This window comes from Tolypothrix sp. VBCCA 56010, from assembly GCF_050875635.1.
Taxonomy (GTDB): domain Bacteria; phylum Cyanobacteriota; class Cyanobacteriia; order Cyanobacteriales; family Nostocaceae; genus Hassallia.
The window spans coordinates 39,191-58,328 of record NZ_JBPAOH010000036.1 but is presented as its reverse complement, the minus strand read 5'-3'; the positions used below and the strand labels follow the sequence as shown (position 1 = coordinate 58,328).

Sequence of the window (19,138 nt, the reverse complement as noted above, 5' to 3'; positions counted from 1 at the left end):
ATAGGACTTTCACCTATATCAATCTGAGAGTTCAACCCTGAATGGGTTGGTTAGCTTATGACCGGACTGATTACCAGGATTCGGCTAACAACGAATCGCACCCCACCGATAAACCTTCTAGAGAACAGCGCAGAGGGATAAGGTGAGGATCGTTAGTTATTAGCACAAGTCTCTCCTTAGCTATCTAGAAGCTTTGTAGTATTGCGGCATTGCCTGATAGCGACGCTCAAATTCGCAGCGAGATAAGCGATCGCCTAGTTTATTATGCTTTATTGTCAGTGGATGCATCACGAGTGTCTTGATGCCACTTGTTGCTCAACCTGTTTGGGCGCAAAGTACAAGAACTGCTTCTATTACAGCATCCACTAAGGCTAGTGCAGACTCTACTCAACTAATTACTAAAAAACAGGTTATTGAACCGATTAAAAAGATTCAGCAACTTAAGCAGATAAAGCGTCCTATCAGTAGCGCCCAGCAGTTAGTGCAGTCGCCAACACCAGAAACAGTACCAACTCCTGAATTAGTGCAAGTGACAGGAGTTAAGGCAAATCCCACGTCTAAGGGTGTGGAGGTGATTTTACAGACTAGCTTCGATGATCCAACCCCAAAAACAGATGGTACCGTAAACGGCTTTATTTTAGCGACTGACCTCATTGGTAAATTCCAAACTGGATCGATTACTCCTGGTGGTGAACGGTTGCCTGTCGAAGTTATCCTCAATACGGTAAAAAAAGCGTATGCTAATCAACCAAACGTAACAATTGATCGCATTTATATATCTGCCAAGCCAAATGCTCCCGCGATCGTTGTTCCGAGGATAAAGGAAAGCGAATTGGCTGAACTCTACGTCAACCCTTACACCGGAGTGGTTCTTGGTAACAGTCATGAAAATTATTCGTATAGATTTTTCTCAGTTGTCTACGAACTCCACTACAATCTGTTGTCTGGCAAAACCGGATACGCGATCGCTGGGATTGCTGCCTTACTGATGTGCATCCTCAGCCTTACAGGGATTGTCCTCTGGCCCGGTTGGAGAAAACTGCTCAACGGCTTTAAAATCAAGTGGAATGCTCATCCGAAACGGGTTAACTTTGATATTCACAAAGTAGCAGGTATTGTTACAGCTATATTTATCGCCCTCACAGGCTTCACTGGTTTCTGCTGGAATTTCTCTGATTTCACTAACCCGATAATTTATGCAGTGACATTTACCCACAAGCCAATATCAGAACCTGTCTCTAAGCCTGTTCCAGGTAAAACTCCACTGCAACTAACAGACCAACTAAAAACTGCTCGTGCTACGTTCCCAAATGCAATGCTTGGGAGGATTTACTTTCCTCGTAAACCAGAAGATGCTTTGAGTATTGGCTTTAAGCTACCCCAGGATGATGATGAAAACGGGCAAAGTTATGTTTATCTCGACCAATATAGCGGTGAAGTGTTGCGAGTGGATAATATATTTCCGATGTCGTTGGGCGATCGCGTCCTCAATTCTTTTACTCCCCTACACTACGGCACTTTTGGCGGCTTACCCACTCGCATTCTCTACGTATTTGTTGGACTTACACCGTTCCTTCTATTCATCACTGGTATTGAGATGTATTGGTATCGCTATCGAGCAAAACCTAGTGTACGCGCAATAGAACTATCAGAGAAGCTTTGAACTTAGTAAGTCAGTAGTTTGGACAAGTAATTATTACGCACCCAACCCGTGGGTCATTTTTGGTTTTATTTGTAGCCACACATCAAAAAAAAAGGGAATGGTATTCACCATCCCCCTAACAACGTTCGCTGAAAGCACGTATTACTACAGTCGTTTCAAATCCAATTCCCGAAATGTTGAGATATTAAAGTTGAGGTACGTACTGTTGCTTTTCGGGAACTTCTGTGTATTCAGCCACAATCTGACGAAATTCTTCACCGTCGATAGTTTCTTTTTCGATGAGCAGATCGACTAAGCGATCGCTTGGGTGCGATTTTCAAAGAATCAACCGCTTTGCTAAGTCATAGCACTGCTCGGCAATTTCCCGCACTTGGGAATCGATGCGACGAGCGATCGCTTCCGGATGAGTATGAGTAATTTCCGCACTTTTCTTTAGTTGCGTCACAACCAAATTTAAATCTTCAGCAAAATATTGGGGTTTCATCATGCCACAAAAAGGTTAAGCTGCGATCGCGAACAAAATCAAAATGTTAGTTGAAACAGCAAAACATCTGAACACCAACTACATCTTTGCAACATATCAACAAATGTAAAAATTATCTGATTTTTTATACATTCACTTATCTATGTGATATACCTAAACTACAAGTTTTCAATTCATATCATATGAAACCCCGAACAGCAAACTCTAAAAATGCTTTTTGGAGGGGATTTTATGCTTTTAAAGCTCGAATTCTCTTTTTAATATTCGTTTTTTTTGTGAGCTTTTTTGGTATTTTGCTATCACATTGGTTAACAGCAGACCAAATAGCTTTAGCTAAAATGGACATAATGCAACCTGCTCCAATTCAACCAATAGGCTCCGCATGACTATTTTGGCAAACTGCTTAGTCCTCAACAAGCAGCAGAACTAGTTAAACAGCAGGAACTCAATCCTAATAATCCAACTTCCTATCAACAAGTAGGAGCAGTTGAAATCACTCAAGAATTAATCGCCAAAGGTGAAGATATATTTTTCAACCGTAAAATTGGCGATACATTCGGTTTACAAGGAGTGTTTGGTTTTGGACAAGGTATTGCTAATATTTTGCCAGAAATAAGTGTAGCAATTAGGAATTTACAGGGTCAGCCGACAACAAACTTACAAATTACCCTTGAGAAGGATATAACTTTAGGTAGTCGGACTTTTCCCAAAGGAACTGTCATTAATACAGGCTTACAAGTAGAAAAGTCCGGGACTGTTCCCTTAGGAATCACACCTAATGGCAACCTGACCTGTGCAGTGTGTCATGTCACCCTTAACAATAAAGGTGAACGCCTGACGGGAGTACCTAATGGCATCTTGGGGACTTCCGTATTGATTGCTTTATCACCAAATACAGCCGCAGGGTTTGCGCGGTTAAAGTTCAACCCCCTAGACCCACAATATCAAGGTGACGGCAAAACTATCATTGACAGCCAAGGTCAATTAGTACAATTGCCAGACCCTCAAAAGTTTGAACAAGCCTTCGACGATGCCGTGTTGGATGTACCTTTTGGTCATTTCGAGAGTTCACCAGATAGCATTAACAACACTACCCAAATTCCCAGTCTCTTCACATTTAAAACAAATCCTTATGGATTTGATGGGCAGTTTGCAGTAGGTCCGTTTGCTGGACTCAGTGCTATCAACAATGGAGTTCACTCTTCCGAAATTAACTTGTTGGCAGCTTACCAACTGAGTGAAAAAGTTCTAAACATTGATTCAGAAGTTTATCTAGGTACACTTCTTCAGAATGCTGCCGACCCCAGGTTACGTTTACCAGCAGGAGAACCTGTAAAACCCTCAGAATGGCTCCGTAAAGTTGCACCAGAAGTTACAAAAGCAGAATTAGAAGATCAAGTCAATGCTCCAGGTACGGGAGATTATCCAAACCTGCTACCCAGTTTATTTACATATAACGGTTTGGTTTTCAGCCCGAATAGTGAAAATCCAGATGATATTGCCAGTGGCACTTTCCTGTTTGCCAGCAACGCCATGTCTGCTTTTCAAAATAGTTTAGTTCCACCTGCCAACCGCACTCTGGAAAACTTGCAGGCGTTGAAGAATCGTTCTGTGATGCGTGGGGCAAAAGTGTTTCAGCAAGCAAACTGTGCAACTTGCCACATTCCACCCTTCTTTACTGACAACAAAATTCATTCTGTTGAAGAAATTGGTACTAACCCAGCGCGTGCTCAGTCTCGCTTGGGGTTGAATAAGTTATTAGTGCCACCCAAACTCTACACTCTTGATACTCCTGTTCCGATACCTGCAAACGCCCAAGTGCTGGATGTACCAACAGAAGGGATTTCTGATAGTCCCACAACCCTACCCAAAGGCATATTACCAAATGGCGGTTACAAAACGACTTCGTTACGAGGTCTTTATTTAAGTGCGCCATATTTACATGATGGTGGTGTGGCAGTGCGTTCAGGAAGTTTAAAATTTGCCAGAAATGGCAGTTTTACCGTTGTTGACCCTAGTGGGTTAGGACTGACTGGCACTCTTAGCCAAATCAAACCCGCTGATGCTGCAAGCAGCTTGCGTGCTTTAGTAGATAGGGAACTTCGCGCTTTAGTTGTCGCTACCAACAAGGCTAACCCTGCTTTAGTACAAAGTAACCTTGATGGTACAGGTCATGACTTTTATGTGGATAGTCAAGCTGGGTTTAGTCCACGGCAGCAAACAGACCTGGTTGATTTCTTGCTGGCACTTGATGACGACCCTGGTCGCTTCTAATATAGATTGAGATTATTGATTTGTGTTAGCGCTGCCAATTTAACCCTTGACCGCTATATTTATAGCCACACTCAAAAAAAAAGGGGATGGTATTCACCATCCCCTTAACAACGTTCGCTGAAAGCACCTATTACTACAGTCGTTTCAAATTAAATTCCTGAAATACTGGATATATTACAACTGAGGTACGTACTGTTGCTTTTCGGGAACTTCTGTGTATTCAGCCACAATCTGACGGAATTCTTCACCGTCAATAGTTTCTTTCTCGATCAGCAGATCGACTAAGCGATCGGTGACGGTGCGATTTTCGCGAATCAACCGCTTTGCTAAGTCATAACACTGCTCGGCAATTTCCCGAACTTGAGAATCGATGCGACGAGCGATCGCTTCGGAATATTCAGATCGTGTCGTCCAGTCACGACCCAAGAATACTTCACCTTGCTGACTTTCCAAAGACAGCGGACCTAAATCCGACATCCCGAAACGTGTTACCATTTGACGTGCCATTCCGGTCAACTGTTGCAAATCACCACCCGCACCAGTTGTCACTTCAGCATGACCAAAAATTACTTCTTCAGCAGCGCGACCACCCAAAGCACCAGTAATTCTTGCTTTCAACTGAGAACGGGAAATTAATCCTTGTTCTTCGTTGGGAGTAAACCAAGTCAAACCCTGCGCTTGTCCGCGTGGGATGAGGGTAACTTTTTGTACTGGGTCATGGTCTTTGAGCAACGTCCCCACCAAAGCGTGTCCAACTTCGTGGTAAGCAATCAAGCGTTTGCTCTTGCTATCTACCAAAGGAGTACCTTCCATCCCCGCGACAACGCGGTCAACTGCGTCATCAATTTCCGCCAGGGTGATACCTTCTTTACGGCGTCTGGCGGTGAGAATTGCCGCTTCGTTGAGTAAGTTAGCTAAATCAGCACCGGTGAAACCAGGAGTGCGGCGAGCGATCGCTTCTAAAGATACACTCTTATCTAGTTTCTTATTCCGAGCGTGAACTTGGAGAATTTCCAAGCGTCCTTTGATATCCGGTGCATCAACAGTTACTTGTCTGTCAAAGCGTCCCGGACGCAATAATGCTGCGTCTAATACATCAGGACGGTTGGTAGCCGCAATAATAATGATGCCGGTGTTACCTTCAAAACCATCCATCTCCGTGAGCAGTTGGTTCAAAGTTTGTTCTCTTTCATCGTTACCGCCACCGATACCAGCACCGCGCTGTCTGCCTACCGCGTCGATTTCATCGATAAAAATGATACAAGGCGCGTTATCTTTCGCTTTCTTAAACAAATCGCGGACGCGGGAAGCACCGACACCAACGAACATTTCTACGAATTCCGAACCGGAAATACTGAAGAATGGTACACCAGCTTCCCCGGCGATCGCTTTTGCTAGTAAAGTTTTACCAGTTCCAGGAGGTCCAACTAACAGCACTCCTTTGGGAATGCGTGCGCCTACAGCGGTAAATCTTTCTGGTTGTTTCAAAAAGGTGACAACTTCTTGCAGTTCTTCTTTAGCTTCCTCAATACCTGCTACGTCGTCAAATTTGACTCCTGTTTTTGCCTCCATTTGAAAGCGAGCCTTAGACTTGCCAAAATTCATCGCTTGTCCGGGACCACCAGGAAGGTTGCTAGAGCGGCGGAACAAAAAGAACAATCCGGTAATCAATAGAATTGGAAAAATCAGATTACCTAACAGTCCCCAGATTGCTCCATCATTCCGCATCGGGTGAGCATCAAAACTAATTCCTTTGGTTTTCAGCTTGGAAATTAGCTCGGGAGCACTCATCGGCAGGTCTACCCGCACTCGTTGCACGCGATTATCGAGTTCTGGATCGACAGCTTCGACAATTGCTGTCCTACCACCTTCATAAAGATCCACGCTCGTGACTCGATCTGCATCCAAATATTCCAGAAAGCGACCATAGGTCATGCGGGTACTAGCTGTGTTCTTAGTCATATCCGCAGGAGCGCCAGCAAATGCTCCTTGCCAGAAGAAAAAGCCAATTACCAAAGCAGGCAATGTCCAGAGTACTAGGACTCTCCAAGAGAATTTCATTTTAATTTGCCTTTAGATGCCAATAACAACTAACTAGTAGCAACTGATGGTGGTGACAACTTCCGGCTGAAGTGCGAAGCATGAAGTATACTTCTGCGGCTCGAACCGAAGCTTAGTACTTTATCCTTCATCCTTTATTCTTCATCGTTTTTTTGCTCACCCTGTCACTACGCCGTGAAACGGATGTTTATAAATCCATTTTTCTTTAATCTTATGTTTTACACGCATTTCCATAGAGCTATTGAAGCGCTACGGCAAATCCATGACACCATTAAGAATCTTAATTAAATTTAACTTAATTCTAATACATTACACCAGCAGAGTTTGAGGAGATGGGGGGATGGGGAGAGGGGGAGAGGGGGGGATGGGGGGACAAGGGAGACAAGGGAGATGGAAAAGACAAGGAAGACGAGGAGGCAAACTCCCCCTAGTCCACGCCAGGTGCCTCAACGGAGGGAACCTCCGCACGGAGAAAAGCTCCCCTTGTCCCCACACCCGTCGCCCCTTGTCTCCTTCTCCTCTTCCCTAAAGCCTACTTTGATTCTGTAATTTCCAAAGTGTAAGGGAGATACCTGTTTTTGTGGTAGGAACCAATCCAAATCTTGTAAGTTCCGGGAAGCCATTCCCCAACAATGCCGGGATTTTCGCCGTCAAACTCATCATTACACCAGCTGCCGCCAGGTCCAGTGACAATCAGTGTAGTATCTTCCGGACTGTCTACTTCTAACTTCAGGTAGTCGAATCTAGTTGTTAGCTGCAAATTATGATCTGGTTCTTCATCCACAAACCCAGTACACGGACCCGTTGCAGTTTCTGCTCTCCCAACGACTCTTCTGGCAGGTATGGAACCACCACTCATACCTCGAACTACCAGGGGGTCTGGGGAAAACCTGCCGCCAACACGAATATCTCCAAATATGGGCGGTGGCACTTCTTGAGCATAAGCTACAGTATTAATTGCTGATGCCACTAAAAGCGTAACTATCGTGAACGATAATCTTATCCCTCTATTTAGTAATGTTTTCGGCATTTTGTTTACAGGAATTTTCTAAGTGTTTTTTAAGACACTAATTTTACACGCCAAGTTCCCAAGACGTGAGTAATTAACTACTTAATTTAGATTGAGAATTATTTATTATTCAGTAATGCTGACTCCGAAAGTTTTTTATCTTCTTTATTATTTATTCTCTACCAAAATTTAGCATTCAGGATTTTCTACTGTTACGAATGATTGGGGACGCACAAACGTCCGCCCCCACAATGCCGACAAAAAAGCAAGTAATGTCTAATTACTTTTTGCTATAGCCTCAGTCAAGCGCGGCTTATCTAAATTAATTCGATTAAGTAGCAACCACGATTGAATCAGGTCGGGACCGTGAACATCTCCGGTTAAAGCGGCACGGAGACTACGCATTACCAAACCTTTCTTGACATTTTGCTGTTTAACTACCTGTTTGATAATGTCTTGGGCGCTAGATTCACTCAGTTGCTGATTATCTACAGCAGCGATAATTCCCTGTAATGCCGCAGCAACACCATCTTGCGTTAGTTGAGCCATTGCTTCATCACTAAATGGTACTGTTTCAGTGAAAAACAGTTGACTCATCGCTACCGCATCGGTCAAACGAGTCATGCTCGGCTGAATTAAAGCAACTAACTGCTCTAACCAAGAACGTTCTCGTCCTTGGTCAAATTTATACCCTTCTTTCTCCCAATAGGGAATAATCAAATCTGTCAATTTATCCACTGGCATTGGGTGGATATACTGACTGTTCAACCAATCGAGTTTCGCCCAGTCAAATTTCGCCCCTGCTTTATTCACACGCTCAAAGCTAAACTGCTTGGCGGCTTCTTCTAAGGTGAAGATTTCCTGCGTTGAGTCTGGAGCGGACCAACCCAATAAGGTCATGTAATTGACTAAAGCTTCGGGGGTGAAGCCCATTTGCTTGAAGTCAAAGATGGAAGTAACACCGTCCCGTTTGGAAAGCTTGCGCCCATCCATGTTCAAAATTAGGGGTGTGTGGGCAAATTCTGGAACTTTTGCGCCAAAGGCTTCATAAAGCAGAATTTGCTTGGCTGTGTTGGCAATGTGGTCTTCTCCTCGGATGACGTGGCTGATTTGCATATCCATGTCATCAACTACAACCGCAAAATTGTACAGTGGCTGACCAATTCCATCTTCTGCGGCACGAGCGATGACCATATCACCACCCAAATCGCTGCCTTGCCAACTCATGTTTCCCCGTACCAGGTCATTCCAAACAATTTGCCGATCATCTTCAATTTTGAAGCGAATTACGAAGCTACGCCCTTCTGCCTCAAAAGCTGCTTGTTGTTCTGGGGTGAGGTTGCGATGACGGTTGTCGTAGCGGGGAGCCTCGTTTCTGGCTTTTTGAGCTTCTCGCAAAGCTTCTAGTTCTTCGGAGGTGGTGTAGCAGCGATAAGCCAACTGTTTATCTAGCAGGCTTTTTACTGCTTGTTTGTAGATATCGAGGCGTTGGGATTGAAAAAATGGTCCTTCATCCCAATTTAGTCCTAACCAGCGCAGTCCCTCTAGGATATTTTCGGTATATTCAAGACGCGATCGCTCGATATCTGTATCTTCAATTCTCAAAATAAATTTGCCGCCTTGGTGACGGGCAAATAACCAGTTAAATACAGCGGTTCTCGCCGTACCAATATGCAAATTCCCAGTTGGACTCGGAGCAATACGCACTCTGACTGTCACAGCAAATTCTCTCTTCGCTAAAGCATGATTAATGTAGCTTAGATTTTGGATTCAATCCAAACTTATTTATTTAACGGGACTGACGGGGCTCGAACCCGCAACTTCCGCCGTGACAGGGCGGTGCTCTAACCAATTGAACTACAGTCCCTTAATTGGCAGCTTCCCTATTATGCCTATTCTATAGCTATTTGTCAAGGGTTTTTTTGAAATTAATTATTTGTTGGGGAATTGGTAATGGGTAATGGGCATAGGGCATTGGGCATAGGGCATTGGGCATAGGGCATAGGGCATTGGGCATTGGGCATTGGGCATAGGGCATTGGGCATAGGGCATTGGGCATAGGGCATAGGGCATTGGTAATTGTTTTTTCATTACCGATTACCAATTACCCATTCCCCATTCCCCATTACCCATGCCCGATGCCCGATGCCCGATGCCCAATGCCCCATGCCCCATTACCCAATCTGTGGCGTTGATGTCAGATGCCGCAATATATGAGATTGCATTTTTTTATACTCTTGTTTTAAGAGGTTTTTACTCAACTGGGGCAAAGATGAGGGGGGTAAGCTTTGACTGTGTTCTAGCCAGGTTTTCAACATTTGCCGCTGAGTTGGATCGATGCGACTACTAATCACGTTGGCGCAGGAATGGGGTGCTTCTAAAGTAAAGAAAATTAGAGGATAGCGTTCATTTTCCGCTAATGAAGACACTAGTTTATGATTTTGGGGATTTTGCATATCCAAGTAGCAAGGAAGCCACTTGGGTTCGAGTCCTTTGTTATAAAGTACAGTCAGCCACAACAACATCGGATGGGGAGATGTGACAAAGATAAATTGGTTGTAACGAGTACAAAAAGCGCGGTTGTTTATCTCTTTTTTAGACATCATCAGCGATAGTGCTGCGAATCCTTGTTCAACGTTGAGAAGTTGAGGAAAAACAATTTCCTGAATTGGTTTGTCTTTGGACCACAATAGTTGACAACAGGCTTTTTCTACTATTAAAGGTAAGCCAGATCCCAAGGGGAGGAGGGGGGGAGGGGGGGAGGGGGGGAGGGGGGGAGTGATGGTGGCAGTGTATCCTGTTTTGATTAAAGTTGCAGGCAAGCCGAGATAAGTGGACGGATCGAGTTTTTCTAAGATGTTTAGGACTTGGGTAATATTTTGGGGACGCGAGTCAGGTGCTTTGGCAAGACAAGCCATGATTAAATCATCTAGCTCTTTGGGCAGTTTGAGGTTGGGATTAATATCGGCGATCGCTCTTGGGGTTTCAAAGTGATGTGCTTTATACCATGCGCCAAATAAGTCGGTTTCTGGTTGCCAGGGTTTTTTACCTGTAAGCATTTCATACATTGTTACACCCAAACTATAAATATCAGAGCGATTATCTAATTTTTCTCCTTCTAATTGTTCCGGAGAACAGTAAGGCAAAGTGCCATTAAACCCTCTATTTGTGCTAGTTGTTGCTGATGAATTTAAAAATTTAGCAATTCCAAAGTCTAAAATTTTTGCTAACTGACCTAATATCGGATCTGGTATAACTAATATATTGGCTGGTTTAATATCTCTATGAACTAGCTGATAAATTTCTTCGTCAATGTTAATTCCTTCATGAGCGCATTGTAAGCCTAAACAAATCTGCCGTCCAAGAGTAATAAACATCGCCAAAGGTATAGGAATTAAATCCTTTAAACTCTTGCCGCACAGATATTCCATGACGTAGAATGGTTTGCCTTGTTCACTCACGCCGTAATCATGTGCCCGGACTATATGTAGGCTTTTTTGACTTAAAACTGCACAAGTACGAGCTTCACGGGCAAAGTCTTCTTGCATCCGAGGATTTGAAACCGTTTGAGAAAGAAACTTGATGGCAACTGGTATTCCCCCTAACAAGATGTCCGAAGCTAAAAATACTTCACCCATACCTCCCTTGCCAATTAGCTGCTTTAGTTGATAACGATTGGCAAGCAATTCAGTTTTATTCGCACAAGCAAATGCACTTTGATTCACTTTTAAAACCTCTGCGCTTTCGCAATGAAAAAATTAAATATTATCTCAATCAACCTACTTAATAATTATTAATTCATAATTCAAGAGGGTTTGTACCCGGTGCCTCCTATAAGCATTTTTGTTTCAGGTGGGGTCTAAATCCCCTCAAGTACATAATGCGTGAATTATAAATTAGGAATTATGAATTATGCTATATTTTCCGGACGCAAGAAAAAATTTCCTAAATTAGAAAATACTTTAAATAGCCAATTTTTTACATTGACTTTGCTGTTGTTTTTATTGAGTGCTAACTTTCGTAAAATTTCTGGTTTAATCTTTTCGTACTCTGCTTTAAGAATAACTTTGGCTTGATTGGAATTAATAACTTCAGGGGAATTTTGACTAAGCTCTAACCAATCTGCAAGTTGCTGACGCTGGTGGCTATTGAGAGTTAAAGTCTTGACATGAGCGCAGTGAGTTGGTTCTTCAAAAGCGAAAAATAGCAGATGATAGTAGCCAATCTCTGCTAATATCTGCACTATTTTTTGTCCTCTACTATCTTTCATATCCAAGAAATAAGACAACCACCGCGTTAAAGGCAGATCGGGATTATGTAAAATTGTTGTCCACAATATCATTGGATAGATATTCATTTTAGATATAAAGTCAGTGTCATTTGTTTTATCTATAAATTTGCTAATTTCTTTTTTGGGTAACATTGCCCAAAAAGTTGGGATGGTTCCTTGAGGAGTGTGTAGTAAATGTGGAAAACCAATTGGTGCAATTGGTTTATTTTTGGGCCAAATTTGGTGCAAACACTCTTTTTCTGATACTGAGGTAAAAGGTATTAATTGCACGGTAGATGAACTTTCCAAGTTACTGAAGAAGGAGATATTATCATTCAGCTGTGTTTTTACGTTTTCTAAAGTTGTTAAAATTTCGCTGATATTTCGTGGGCGATCGCTCGCGTCTTTAGCTAAACAACTTATTACTAATTGTTCTAATTTATGGGGAATTTTGACTTGAGGATTCACTTCCTCAAAGGTAGGTGGTATTTGAAAGCGATGAGCTTGATACCAAGTGCCAAAGGATTGGCTTGTTGTGTAAAATGGATGCTTTCCTGTTAGCATCTCAAACATCAACACTCCCAAACTGTAAATATCAGAACGCATATCCAGCAGTTTACGTCCTTCTATATGTTCTGGAGAACAGTAAGGTAAACTGCCAATAAATGAATCTGTAAGTGTCATACCGGCACGCTCTGTTAAAAACTTGGCGATACCAAAATCAAGAATTTTTACTATTGTTCCAACTTTCACATCTTCAACGATAAATATGTTTTCTGGTTTAATATCTCGGTGAACAACCGGATAAATCTCTCCTTTGAGGGTAATACCTTGATGAGCGCACTGTAACCCTAAACAAATTTGATGACAAAAATCTAAAAACTGCGCTACTGTTAATGTTTGATTTTTTAAAAAATTTTTTAAATTTTTACCTGGAAGATATTCCATTACACAGAAGGGAATTTTTTCTTCGGTAATTCCGTAGCTCAACACCCGGACAATATGTTTACTTTTGCGACCTAATTGAGCTCCAATAAAAATTTCTCTAACAAAGCGCTGGGACATTTGCTGATTTACCAGACTCAACGAAAGAATTTTAACTGCAACTGCCATCCCCCCTTTTGCAGCGTCTTCTGCTAGGTAAACTCTACCCATACCCCCTTTGCCAATTAAATCTCTTATTAAATATCGATTATTTAAAAATTTTCCTATATAAGCATCTAATTCTTTTTTTGGCTTTACCATAATATTAATTTTATTGATTATCATAAAAAGATTTTTTTAAGAAACAATTAATAATACATTCTTTTTCATACTAATTTTATCTAATAAAAAGATAAAGTATTTTATAGACTCAATTAGGTGAGATGAAAAATAACATAAATAAAGGTGAATTTTTGATAAAACCACGCTGGATCTCTATGTAAAAGCTTTTAAACATTGTGTAACATATTTATTAAGCAATGCGGATGAGAAATTATACGGAAACAAAACGCAAGGTTAATTAAATTGCCTATTTGTGACCATAAATACACCGAGAAAACAAATTGAATATTAGGTATCCTACTAACACGACGCAGCAGTTAGCGCTTGAAGTTCGGCGGGACTAAACGGCGTAGTAACCTGATAAGCCTTGATTCCATCTTGAGTTTAAAGGCTAGTATTTGAGTGCGTTGCAGAGAATTGAAATTGTTATCGCTGATAAGTATTAATGAGGGCTGTCCATCAGGTAGTTTTGAACCAAAAGTTAAACCTTCGATGTTGTCTAGCAACACGTCTAATTTTCTTAAATCTAATAGTAGTTTTTTCTGAACTGGTTTAATGTTTTTAATATCAGCTTGCTTGATACTGTCGATATTGTGAATGTCATCGGCTTCTTCTAAGGAAACCTGAAATAAAGCAATATAAAACCCTAAGCCTGTAAAACTCCGCTCTAAACTAAGGAAGTTACCTCGATTATCAACAGCAAGTAAATCAGGTAAACCGCTAGTAAAATGTTTAGTAATATCCAAAAGCGGTGCGACTGGTTCAGTTTGATAAAGAAATTCTTTTTCTAGCTGCTTGGTGAGCAAGTTATATTGCAAAATACGGCAAGGACTGCTAGTATTTGCTTTGGCTTCTGAACCATCTTGAATTAATGCATTTTCGGTGGCTGTAAACAGTTTCTTTTCGTTGGGTGTGATGGTGAGGCTTTCAAACGCCAAGTTGTTACGAATACCTTGCTTACCATTTTTATCTGGTAAAAACTTTTGAGGTATTGGTAATGTTGTAATTTCTTTGCCAGAAGATAATAAAAATTCTTTAATAAAAGGATTAATTAATTGGTTAGCATCGCCTTCAGAAGAAATAAATACAGTATCTTTACTAGTTAAAGCAATACCTTCTGTGTCTGTCTCACCAGACGGTAACTTCTGACCATTTTCGTTTAACAATGTAGTAACACTTACGGGTACAACACCGCCATTTGCCAATTTACCTTTGCTCAGGTCTATTTTTAGGGTGTAAAATCGTGCGGGAGCTTTTTTACCACGGTCATCGGATATGACGTAATAAAGGTTTTTTTTGGGGTCGTATGTAATTCCTGATAATCCCCCGATTAGGGTTTTTTGGAAAGTTATATTCTTTGGTAAAGTAGCTTGTCCGATAAAATCTATGTCTGTTATTTCGACAGCGTTGATGGGTAAGTCGTGGAAAAAGAATAAGATGCTGATGACGAGAATTGGGATACAAAAGTAGATAAATTGCGGCAAACTTAAGAGTTTTTTAATTAGCTGCATAATAAGCTATTGTGAAAAGCTAATAGCCACAGACAGGATATCATAAATAGCTAATAATGAATATCTTTTATTAACTTAGATAAGTATAATTAAATATAAAAATGGTTTTTGTTCATAGTGAACGGTATTTTCGCTTTTGGCTTTTGGTAAGGGTTTTAAGCGGCTCAAACCCTTACTACTAACATTCGTTTATTTACGCCTTCCTGACTTGAAAATGGGGGAAAGGGGAAAAAGAGATTTTAATATGTCCTGCTGTACGCAGGAACTTGTTGGCTATTTAGTAATTAGCGTTTAATTAGAAAGAATTTTATGTTGACGAAGATAATATTCATTTTGAAAAAAGTTAGCTAGCCAGTCTTTAACATTGCGAGTAGCGCGACAGTCGTCTTCGTTGTAGCGTTGGATAATTTCTAGTAAGGTGCGATCGCCTGTTTCTAACCACCTATCGTACCAGTAAATACACTTAGCACCACTTGCCTCTGAATCCCGCCATTCAAATCTTAACCATTTAGCGATCGCTTTTAATGCATAGCTTTCTATCGGTAATGCAACACTTTGTATTAATTCTTCGTATACATCTACAAATCGATTCAGTACAGGTGCTACATCTCGCTGCGGAGTGCGGTAAAGTCTCGCCAGTCGTTTGACTGTATCAAATTCGTAAATGCAGAAATGATAAATCGGCGCTTCGGGATATCGCCAAACTAATTCTAAAAATTGCTGCCAAATAATTTCTTCTTCCTCTGGCTTTTCTGCCAGGAATGAATAAAATTTTTCGGTGTTGGCTTGTCTGTCAACGACCAAAACTCCTAAGAGATAATCTAAATTCAAGTCTGGCTGCGCTTCAATATCAAAGTAAATCTCGATGGGCGCTGTAAATGTGATATCTTCTGTCGGTATCGCGTAAGGTAAGATAAACGGACGATTTTTGACTACAGATTCAGCTTGCACTACCAGCTTCAGCGCTACTTCACTGTCAAACCCAACCAAATTTTCTAGAACGCTTGGAAGAGTTTTAGCTAAAGATTCTACTGTTGTGATGGAAAGTGCTTGGAGTTGAGTGTAGCGAAGGGGTGTGACTCCTGGTAATAGTGAAAGGTGTTTCTGAGAATGAGCGATCGCATAACAACTACTGTACCAGTGACAAAGATTACACTTCTGGCGGGCAATAAACACCTCTGGTGCTACGGGTGATTCTAAAGTTTGAATAAACTCTTGGAGAATTGAGAGCATTTGCGGTGTCCATTTAGACAACTCCACCTCATAACTCGTCATTTTAGTACGCAATATTAACCAAGCAGCCTCAGGTTCGATGCCTTGCACCGTCGCCAACACCTGAGCGTGAAATGCTGCCGAAACTTGATATTCTTGTTTGGGACGCTTACCTAGTTCGATAGTCGTCGGCACGTACATCCAATCTCCAAAACTTGACTGTCCTGGCTGTTTGAATAATAAATCGGGACGCGAAAGCAAAGTGTGTTCACCATAAGTTATTAGCAACACTCCTTTATTAATGCAATCTACGCCTTGCTGCATTAATTCTACAGTCGCTGCCGCCCCAGCTTCCCAGTCTCCATAAGGATAATCAGGTTCGTGATAACTCAACGGTGTCAAAATACTCTGTTGATGAGCGATTTTGTCTGCGTGCAATTTTTGCAGCAAGTCATTAGGGGGATCTTGCTGCTTTTTATCACCGCGAATATCTAAAAAAGGTCGCCGCTTACACCGTTGGTATTGCAGCAGATGTTCAGCATTAATTAACATTCCTTTAAGCTAACAAGAATTAGCACTGATCGGAGTAATCTAGGCAAGAACTGTTGGGAGGGGGGGAGGGGGAGGGGAGATGAGGGAGATGAGGGAGATGAGGGAGATGGGGGAGACAAGGGAGACAAGGGGGACAAGGGGGACAAGAAAGACTGGTTGTTAACAACCATCCACTAACAACCATCCACGCTTCCACTAACAACCAACCACTAACAACCATCCACTAACAACCATCCACGCTTCCACTAACAACCAACCACTAACAACCAACCACTAACAACCATCCACTAACAATTATGACCAGTATTTTTACAGGACAAATTGAGTTGCATCGCCATCGAGAACAATTTCCAGCTTTAGCTAATAAGACTTATTTTAACTATGGGGGACAAGGACCGATGCCGCAAAGGGCGCTGGATGCGATCGCCCAAGCGCAAATCCATATCCAGGATATAGGTCCTTTCAGTGGTGAGTTCTATCGCTGGTTGGTGCCAGAATATAAAGCAGTAAAAGAGGCGATCGCACAGGAATTGAATGTCCCACCCGAAACAATCTCTCTCACGGAGGATGTAACTGTTGGTTGCAATATTGCTATGTGGGGTCTGGAGTGGCAAGCCGGCGACCATATGCTGCTCACAGACTGCGAACATCAAGGTATTGTGGCGATCGCACAAGAAATCGGGCGCAGGTTAAAAGTGGAAATTACCACTTGTCCTGTGATGGCAACTTTAAATGAAGGCGATCCGGTTGATGCGATCGCCCAACACTTACGCCCTAATACTCGCTTGCTGGTGTTGAGTCATATCCTCTGGAATACCGGTCAAGTTTTGCCGCTTGACAAAATTGTGGAACTATGCAAAAAGAATGATGTGAGAATTCTCGTAGATGCGGCACAGTCTGTCGGCTCAATGCCTTTGAATTTAACAGAATTGGGGGCAGATTTTTATGCTTTCACGGGTCACAAATGGTTGTGCGGTCCTGCGGGTGTGGGTGGTTTGTATGTGCGACCAGAAGCACAAGAAAGTCTGAAACCGACTTTTATAGGTTGGCGTAGCGTTGTTATAGATAGTCAAGGAAAACCTGTAGATTGGCATCCAGACGGACGACGTTATGAAGTGGCTACTTCAGATTTTCCGCTTTATGCTGGTTTAAGGGAAGCGATCGCTATTCATCACGAATGGGGAACACCTGAACAACGTTATCAGGAAATTCGCCGTTTGAGTGAGTACCTTTGGCGAAGCTTAACAGCGTTACCCGATATCAAATGTCTGCGGACTTCCCCACCAGAAACCGGTTTAGTCTCGTTTCAACTGACAAATAACAAACCCCAAGCTAGCGTGCAACTGGTACGATTTTTAGAGTCACAAAAGTTATTAACTCGAACAATTGCCGATCCAGATTGTGTACGCGCCTGCGTCCACTACTTTACACTAGAATCGGAAATCGACCAATTGATTGAAGAAATTCAGAGATTTTGTAAATAGGTCATGGGCATTGGGCAATGGGCAATGGGCATAGGGCAATGGGCAATGGGAATAAAAAGAAGCTAGACGTATTTCACAAAGGACGCTTGCCCACTTGGACGATGCCCGATGCCCCATGCCCCATGCCCCATGCCCGATGCCCCATGCCCCATGCCCAATGCCCAATGCCCAATGCCCTATGCCCATTGCCCCATGCCCCATTCCCAATTTAATATGCAACGTCCAATTTTATACTTTGCTATCACTAATCACGGCTTTGGTCATGCTACCCGCACGGCATCTGTAGCGTCAACAATTCAAAAGTTATGTCCTGAAGTTCTGTTAATTATGGTGACGACTGCACCGCGTTGGTTGCTAGAATGCTATATAGAAGGAGATTTTATTCATCGTCCCCGCGCATTTGATTTGGGTGTTGTGCAAGCAGACAGCTTGACAATGGATAAAGCAGCCACTTTGGAAAAGTTGCTGGAAATTAAGAAAAATCAGAATTCGCTGATTGCTTCTGAAGTCAACTTTATTCGCCAAAATCGCGTTAATCTGATTTTGGCAGATATTCCCTTTCTCGCTTCCTTAATTGGTAAAGCAGCTAATATTCCTTGTTGGATGATGAGTAACTTTGGCTGGGACTTTATCTACCGAAGTTGGGGAGGTGAGTTTGAAGAAATTGCTGATTGGATTAGTGAATGTTATTCCAAGTGCGATCGCTTGTTTCGTCTTCCCTTCCACGAACCGATGCAAGCTTTCCCAAATATTACAGATGTTGGTTTAACTGGTGGTTCTCCTCATTATCCGGCAGATGAATTACGATCTACTTGGGGAATAACTGCCTCAAGAGAAAAAACTATTTTACTCACTTTTGGTGGCTTGGGTTTGCAGCAAATTCCTTACGAAAATCTGCGACAATTTCCAGATTGGCAATTTATCGTCTTTGATAAATTTGCCCCGGATTTACCTAATTTTGTGAAAATAACTGATAAAGCATATCGACCTGTAGATTTTATGCCGATTTGCGGACGAGTTGTTTCTAAACCTGGTTTCGGCACTTTTGCTGAAGCCACACGATTAGGAGTGCCCATTGTTTCAGTAACTCGTGAAGACTTTGCCGAAGCTGCTTTTTTGTTAGAAGGTATTACTAATTACCATCAGCATCAAATCCTTACTCCTAGAGAATTTTTTGCAGGTAATTGGGACTTTCTCAATCAAGTACCGCAGCAACCAAAGCAATCTCAACCTATTCCTAAAGATGGTAACGAAGCTATAGCTAAAGCCGTTATCTCCTTCCTCACAGCAACAAAAAAACTGAACAACTAACCACTATCCAAATTCCACCATCCACTAACCACTAACCACTA

The 19,138-nt window shown here is 42.1% G+C and carries 14 protein-coding genes, 1 tRNA gene and 1 pseudogene; 6 read left to right on the top strand and 10 right to left on the bottom strand.

The genetic code is table 11. The features are described from left to right. The first annotated feature begins 301 nt into the window (after positions 1-301). Complete coding sequence (locus AABK37_RS14990) at positions 302-1,663, top strand: PepSY-associated TM helix domain-containing protein (protein WP_432552352.1); 1,362 nt, start codon at positions 302-304, stop codon at positions 1,661-1,663. A 184-nt stretch (positions 1,664-1,847) separates the two neighbouring features. Here AABK37_RS14990 and AABK37_RS14985 read toward each other — a convergent pair. Beyond that, a pseudogene (locus AABK37_RS14985) lies at positions 1,848-2,069 on the bottom strand (cell division protein FtsH); the annotation flags it as partial. Positions 2,070-2,717: 648 nt separating this feature from the next. On the opposite strand from AABK37_RS14985, the gene AABK37_RS14980 reads away from it, so the two are divergent. Then, complete coding sequence (locus tag AABK37_RS14980) at positions 2,718-4,421, top strand: hypothetical protein (protein ID WP_432552351.1); 1,704 nt, start codon at positions 2,718-2,720, stop codon at positions 4,419-4,421. 174 nt (positions 4,422-4,595) lie between these two features. On the opposite strand, the gene ftsH2 is transcribed toward AABK37_RS14980, so the two are convergent. The 5 genes from ftsH2 to AABK37_RS14955 all read right to left on the bottom strand — a co-directional run bounded on the left by ftsH2 (position 4,596) and on the right by AABK37_RS14955 (position 9,582). Next, positions 4,596-6,482, bottom strand: coding sequence for an ATP-dependent zinc metalloprotease FtsH2 (ftsH2, locus tag AABK37_RS14975; RefSeq protein WP_432552350.1), 1,887 nt, complete (start codon positions 6,480-6,482; stop codon positions 4,596-4,598). A 532-nt stretch (positions 6,483-7,014) separates the two neighbouring features. Further along, positions 7,015-7,512 carry a hypothetical protein gene (locus AABK37_RS14970; RefSeq protein WP_432552349.1) on the bottom strand — a complete coding sequence of 166 codons (498 nt, stop codon included), beginning with the start codon at positions 7,510-7,512 and terminating at the stop codon, positions 7,015-7,017. A gap of 255 nt (positions 7,513-7,767) precedes the next feature. Further along, on the bottom strand, positions 7,768-9,210 hold the full coding sequence (gene gltX / locus AABK37_RS14965) for a glutamate--tRNA ligase (protein ID WP_432552348.1): 1,443 nt from the start codon (positions 9,208-9,210) through the stop codon (positions 7,768-7,770). A 74-nt stretch (positions 9,211-9,284) separates the two neighbouring features. Continuing rightward, a tRNA-Asp gene (locus tag AABK37_RS14960) sits at positions 9,285-9,358 on the bottom strand. Between the two features lie 65 nt (positions 9,359-9,423). Beyond that, positions 9,424-9,582, bottom strand: a complete 159-nt coding sequence (locus AABK37_RS14955; RefSeq protein ID WP_432552347.1) for a hypothetical protein — start codon at positions 9,580-9,582, stop codon at positions 9,424-9,426. On the opposite strand from AABK37_RS14955, the gene AABK37_RS14950 reads away from it, so the two are divergent. After that, positions 9,564-9,686, top strand: coding sequence for a hypothetical protein (locus AABK37_RS14950; protein ID WP_432552346.1), 123 nt, complete (start codon positions 9,564-9,566; stop codon positions 9,684-9,686). The two genes, AABK37_RS14955 and AABK37_RS14950, sit on opposite strands and share 19 nt — an antisense overlap. On the opposite strand, the gene AABK37_RS14945 is transcribed toward AABK37_RS14950, so the two are convergent. The 4 genes from AABK37_RS14945 to AABK37_RS14930 form a co-directional block, all read right to left on the bottom strand. After that, complete coding sequence (locus AABK37_RS14945) at positions 9,666-11,216, bottom strand: serine/threonine protein kinase (protein ID WP_432552345.1); 1,551 nt, start codon at positions 11,214-11,216, stop codon at positions 9,666-9,668. The two genes, AABK37_RS14950 and AABK37_RS14945, sit on opposite strands and share 21 nt — an antisense overlap. Positions 11,217-11,401: 185 nt before the next feature. Beyond that, a complete protein-coding gene (locus AABK37_RS14940) occupies positions 11,402-13,006 on the bottom strand; it encodes a serine/threonine protein kinase (protein ID WP_432552344.1) in 1,605 nt (534 codons plus the stop codon). A 338-nt stretch (positions 13,007-13,344) separates the two neighbouring features. Further along, positions 13,345-14,538: an esterase-like activity of phytase family protein gene (locus AABK37_RS14935; RefSeq protein WP_432552343.1), complete on the bottom strand. Its 1,194-nt coding sequence runs from the start codon at positions 14,536-14,538 to the stop codon at positions 13,345-13,347. A gap of 291 nt (positions 14,539-14,829) precedes the next feature. Continuing rightward, complete coding sequence (locus tag AABK37_RS14930; protein WP_432552342.1) at positions 14,830-16,302, bottom strand: TM0106 family RecB-like putative nuclease; 1,473 nt, start codon at positions 16,300-16,302, stop codon at positions 14,830-14,832. 296 nt (positions 16,303-16,598) lie between these two features. On the opposite strand from AABK37_RS14930, the gene AABK37_RS14925 reads away from it, so the two are divergent. From AABK37_RS14925 to AABK37_RS14915, 3 genes are read left to right on the top strand one after another with little or no spacing between them, the layout of a single operon-like run. Continuing rightward, entirely contained in the window at positions 16,599-17,786 is a 1,188-nt protein-coding gene (locus AABK37_RS14925; RefSeq protein ID WP_432552341.1) for an aminotransferase class V-fold PLP-dependent enzyme, read from the top strand. Positions 17,787-17,803: 17 nt separating this feature from the next. Further along, complete coding sequence (locus AABK37_RS14920; RefSeq protein ID WP_432552340.1) at positions 17,804-17,998, top strand: hypothetical protein; 195 nt, start codon at positions 17,804-17,806, stop codon at positions 17,996-17,998. Position 17,999: 1 nt separating this feature from the next. Then, the gene (locus AABK37_RS14915) at positions 18,000-19,097 is read left to right on the top strand and encodes a glycosyl transferase (protein WP_432552357.1); all 1,098 of its coding nucleotides are present in this window, start codon (positions 18,000-18,002) and stop codon (positions 19,095-19,097) included. The last annotated feature ends 41 nt before the right edge of the window (positions 19,098-19,138 follow it).

What these genes read in the sequence shown, in the direction of transcription:
- ftsH2 (WP_432552350.1), bottom strand. Translation starts at nt 6,482, where the DNA reads ATGAAATTCTCTTGGAGAGTCCTAGTACTCTGGACATTGCCTGCTTTG.
- AABK37_RS14930 (WP_432552342.1), bottom strand. Translation starts at nt 16,302, where the DNA reads ATGTTAATTAATGCTGAACATCTGCTGCAATACCAACGGTGTAAGCGG.
- AABK37_RS14925 (WP_432552341.1), top strand. Translation starts at nt 16,599, where the DNA reads ATGACCAGTATTTTTACAGGACAAATTGAGTTGCATCGCCATCGAGAA.
- AABK37_RS14915 (WP_432552357.1), top strand. Translation starts at nt 18,000, where the DNA reads ATGCAACGTCCAATTTTATACTTTGCTATCACTAATCACGGCTTTGGT.
- AABK37_RS14920 (WP_432552340.1), top strand. Translation starts at nt 17,804, where the DNA reads ATGGGCAATGGGCATAGGGCAATGGGCAATGGGAATAAAAAGAAGCTA.
- AABK37_RS14990 (WP_432552352.1), top strand. Translation starts at nt 302, where the DNA reads ATGCCACTTGTTGCTCAACCTGTTTGGGCGCAAAGTACAAGAACTGCT.
- AABK37_RS14955 (WP_432552347.1), bottom strand. Translation starts at nt 9,582, where the DNA reads ATGAAAAAACAATTACCAATGCCCTATGCCCTATGCCCAATGCCCTAT.
- AABK37_RS14970 (WP_432552349.1), bottom strand. Translation starts at nt 7,512, where the DNA reads ATGCCGAAAACATTACTAAATAGAGGGATAAGATTATCGTTCACGATA.
- AABK37_RS14940 (WP_432552344.1), bottom strand. Translation starts at nt 13,006, where the DNA reads ATGGTAAAGCCAAAAAAAGAATTAGATGCTTATATAGGAAAATTTTTA.
- AABK37_RS14935 (WP_432552343.1), bottom strand. Translation starts at nt 14,538, where the DNA reads ATGCAGCTAATTAAAAAACTCTTAAGTTTGCCGCAATTTATCTACTTT.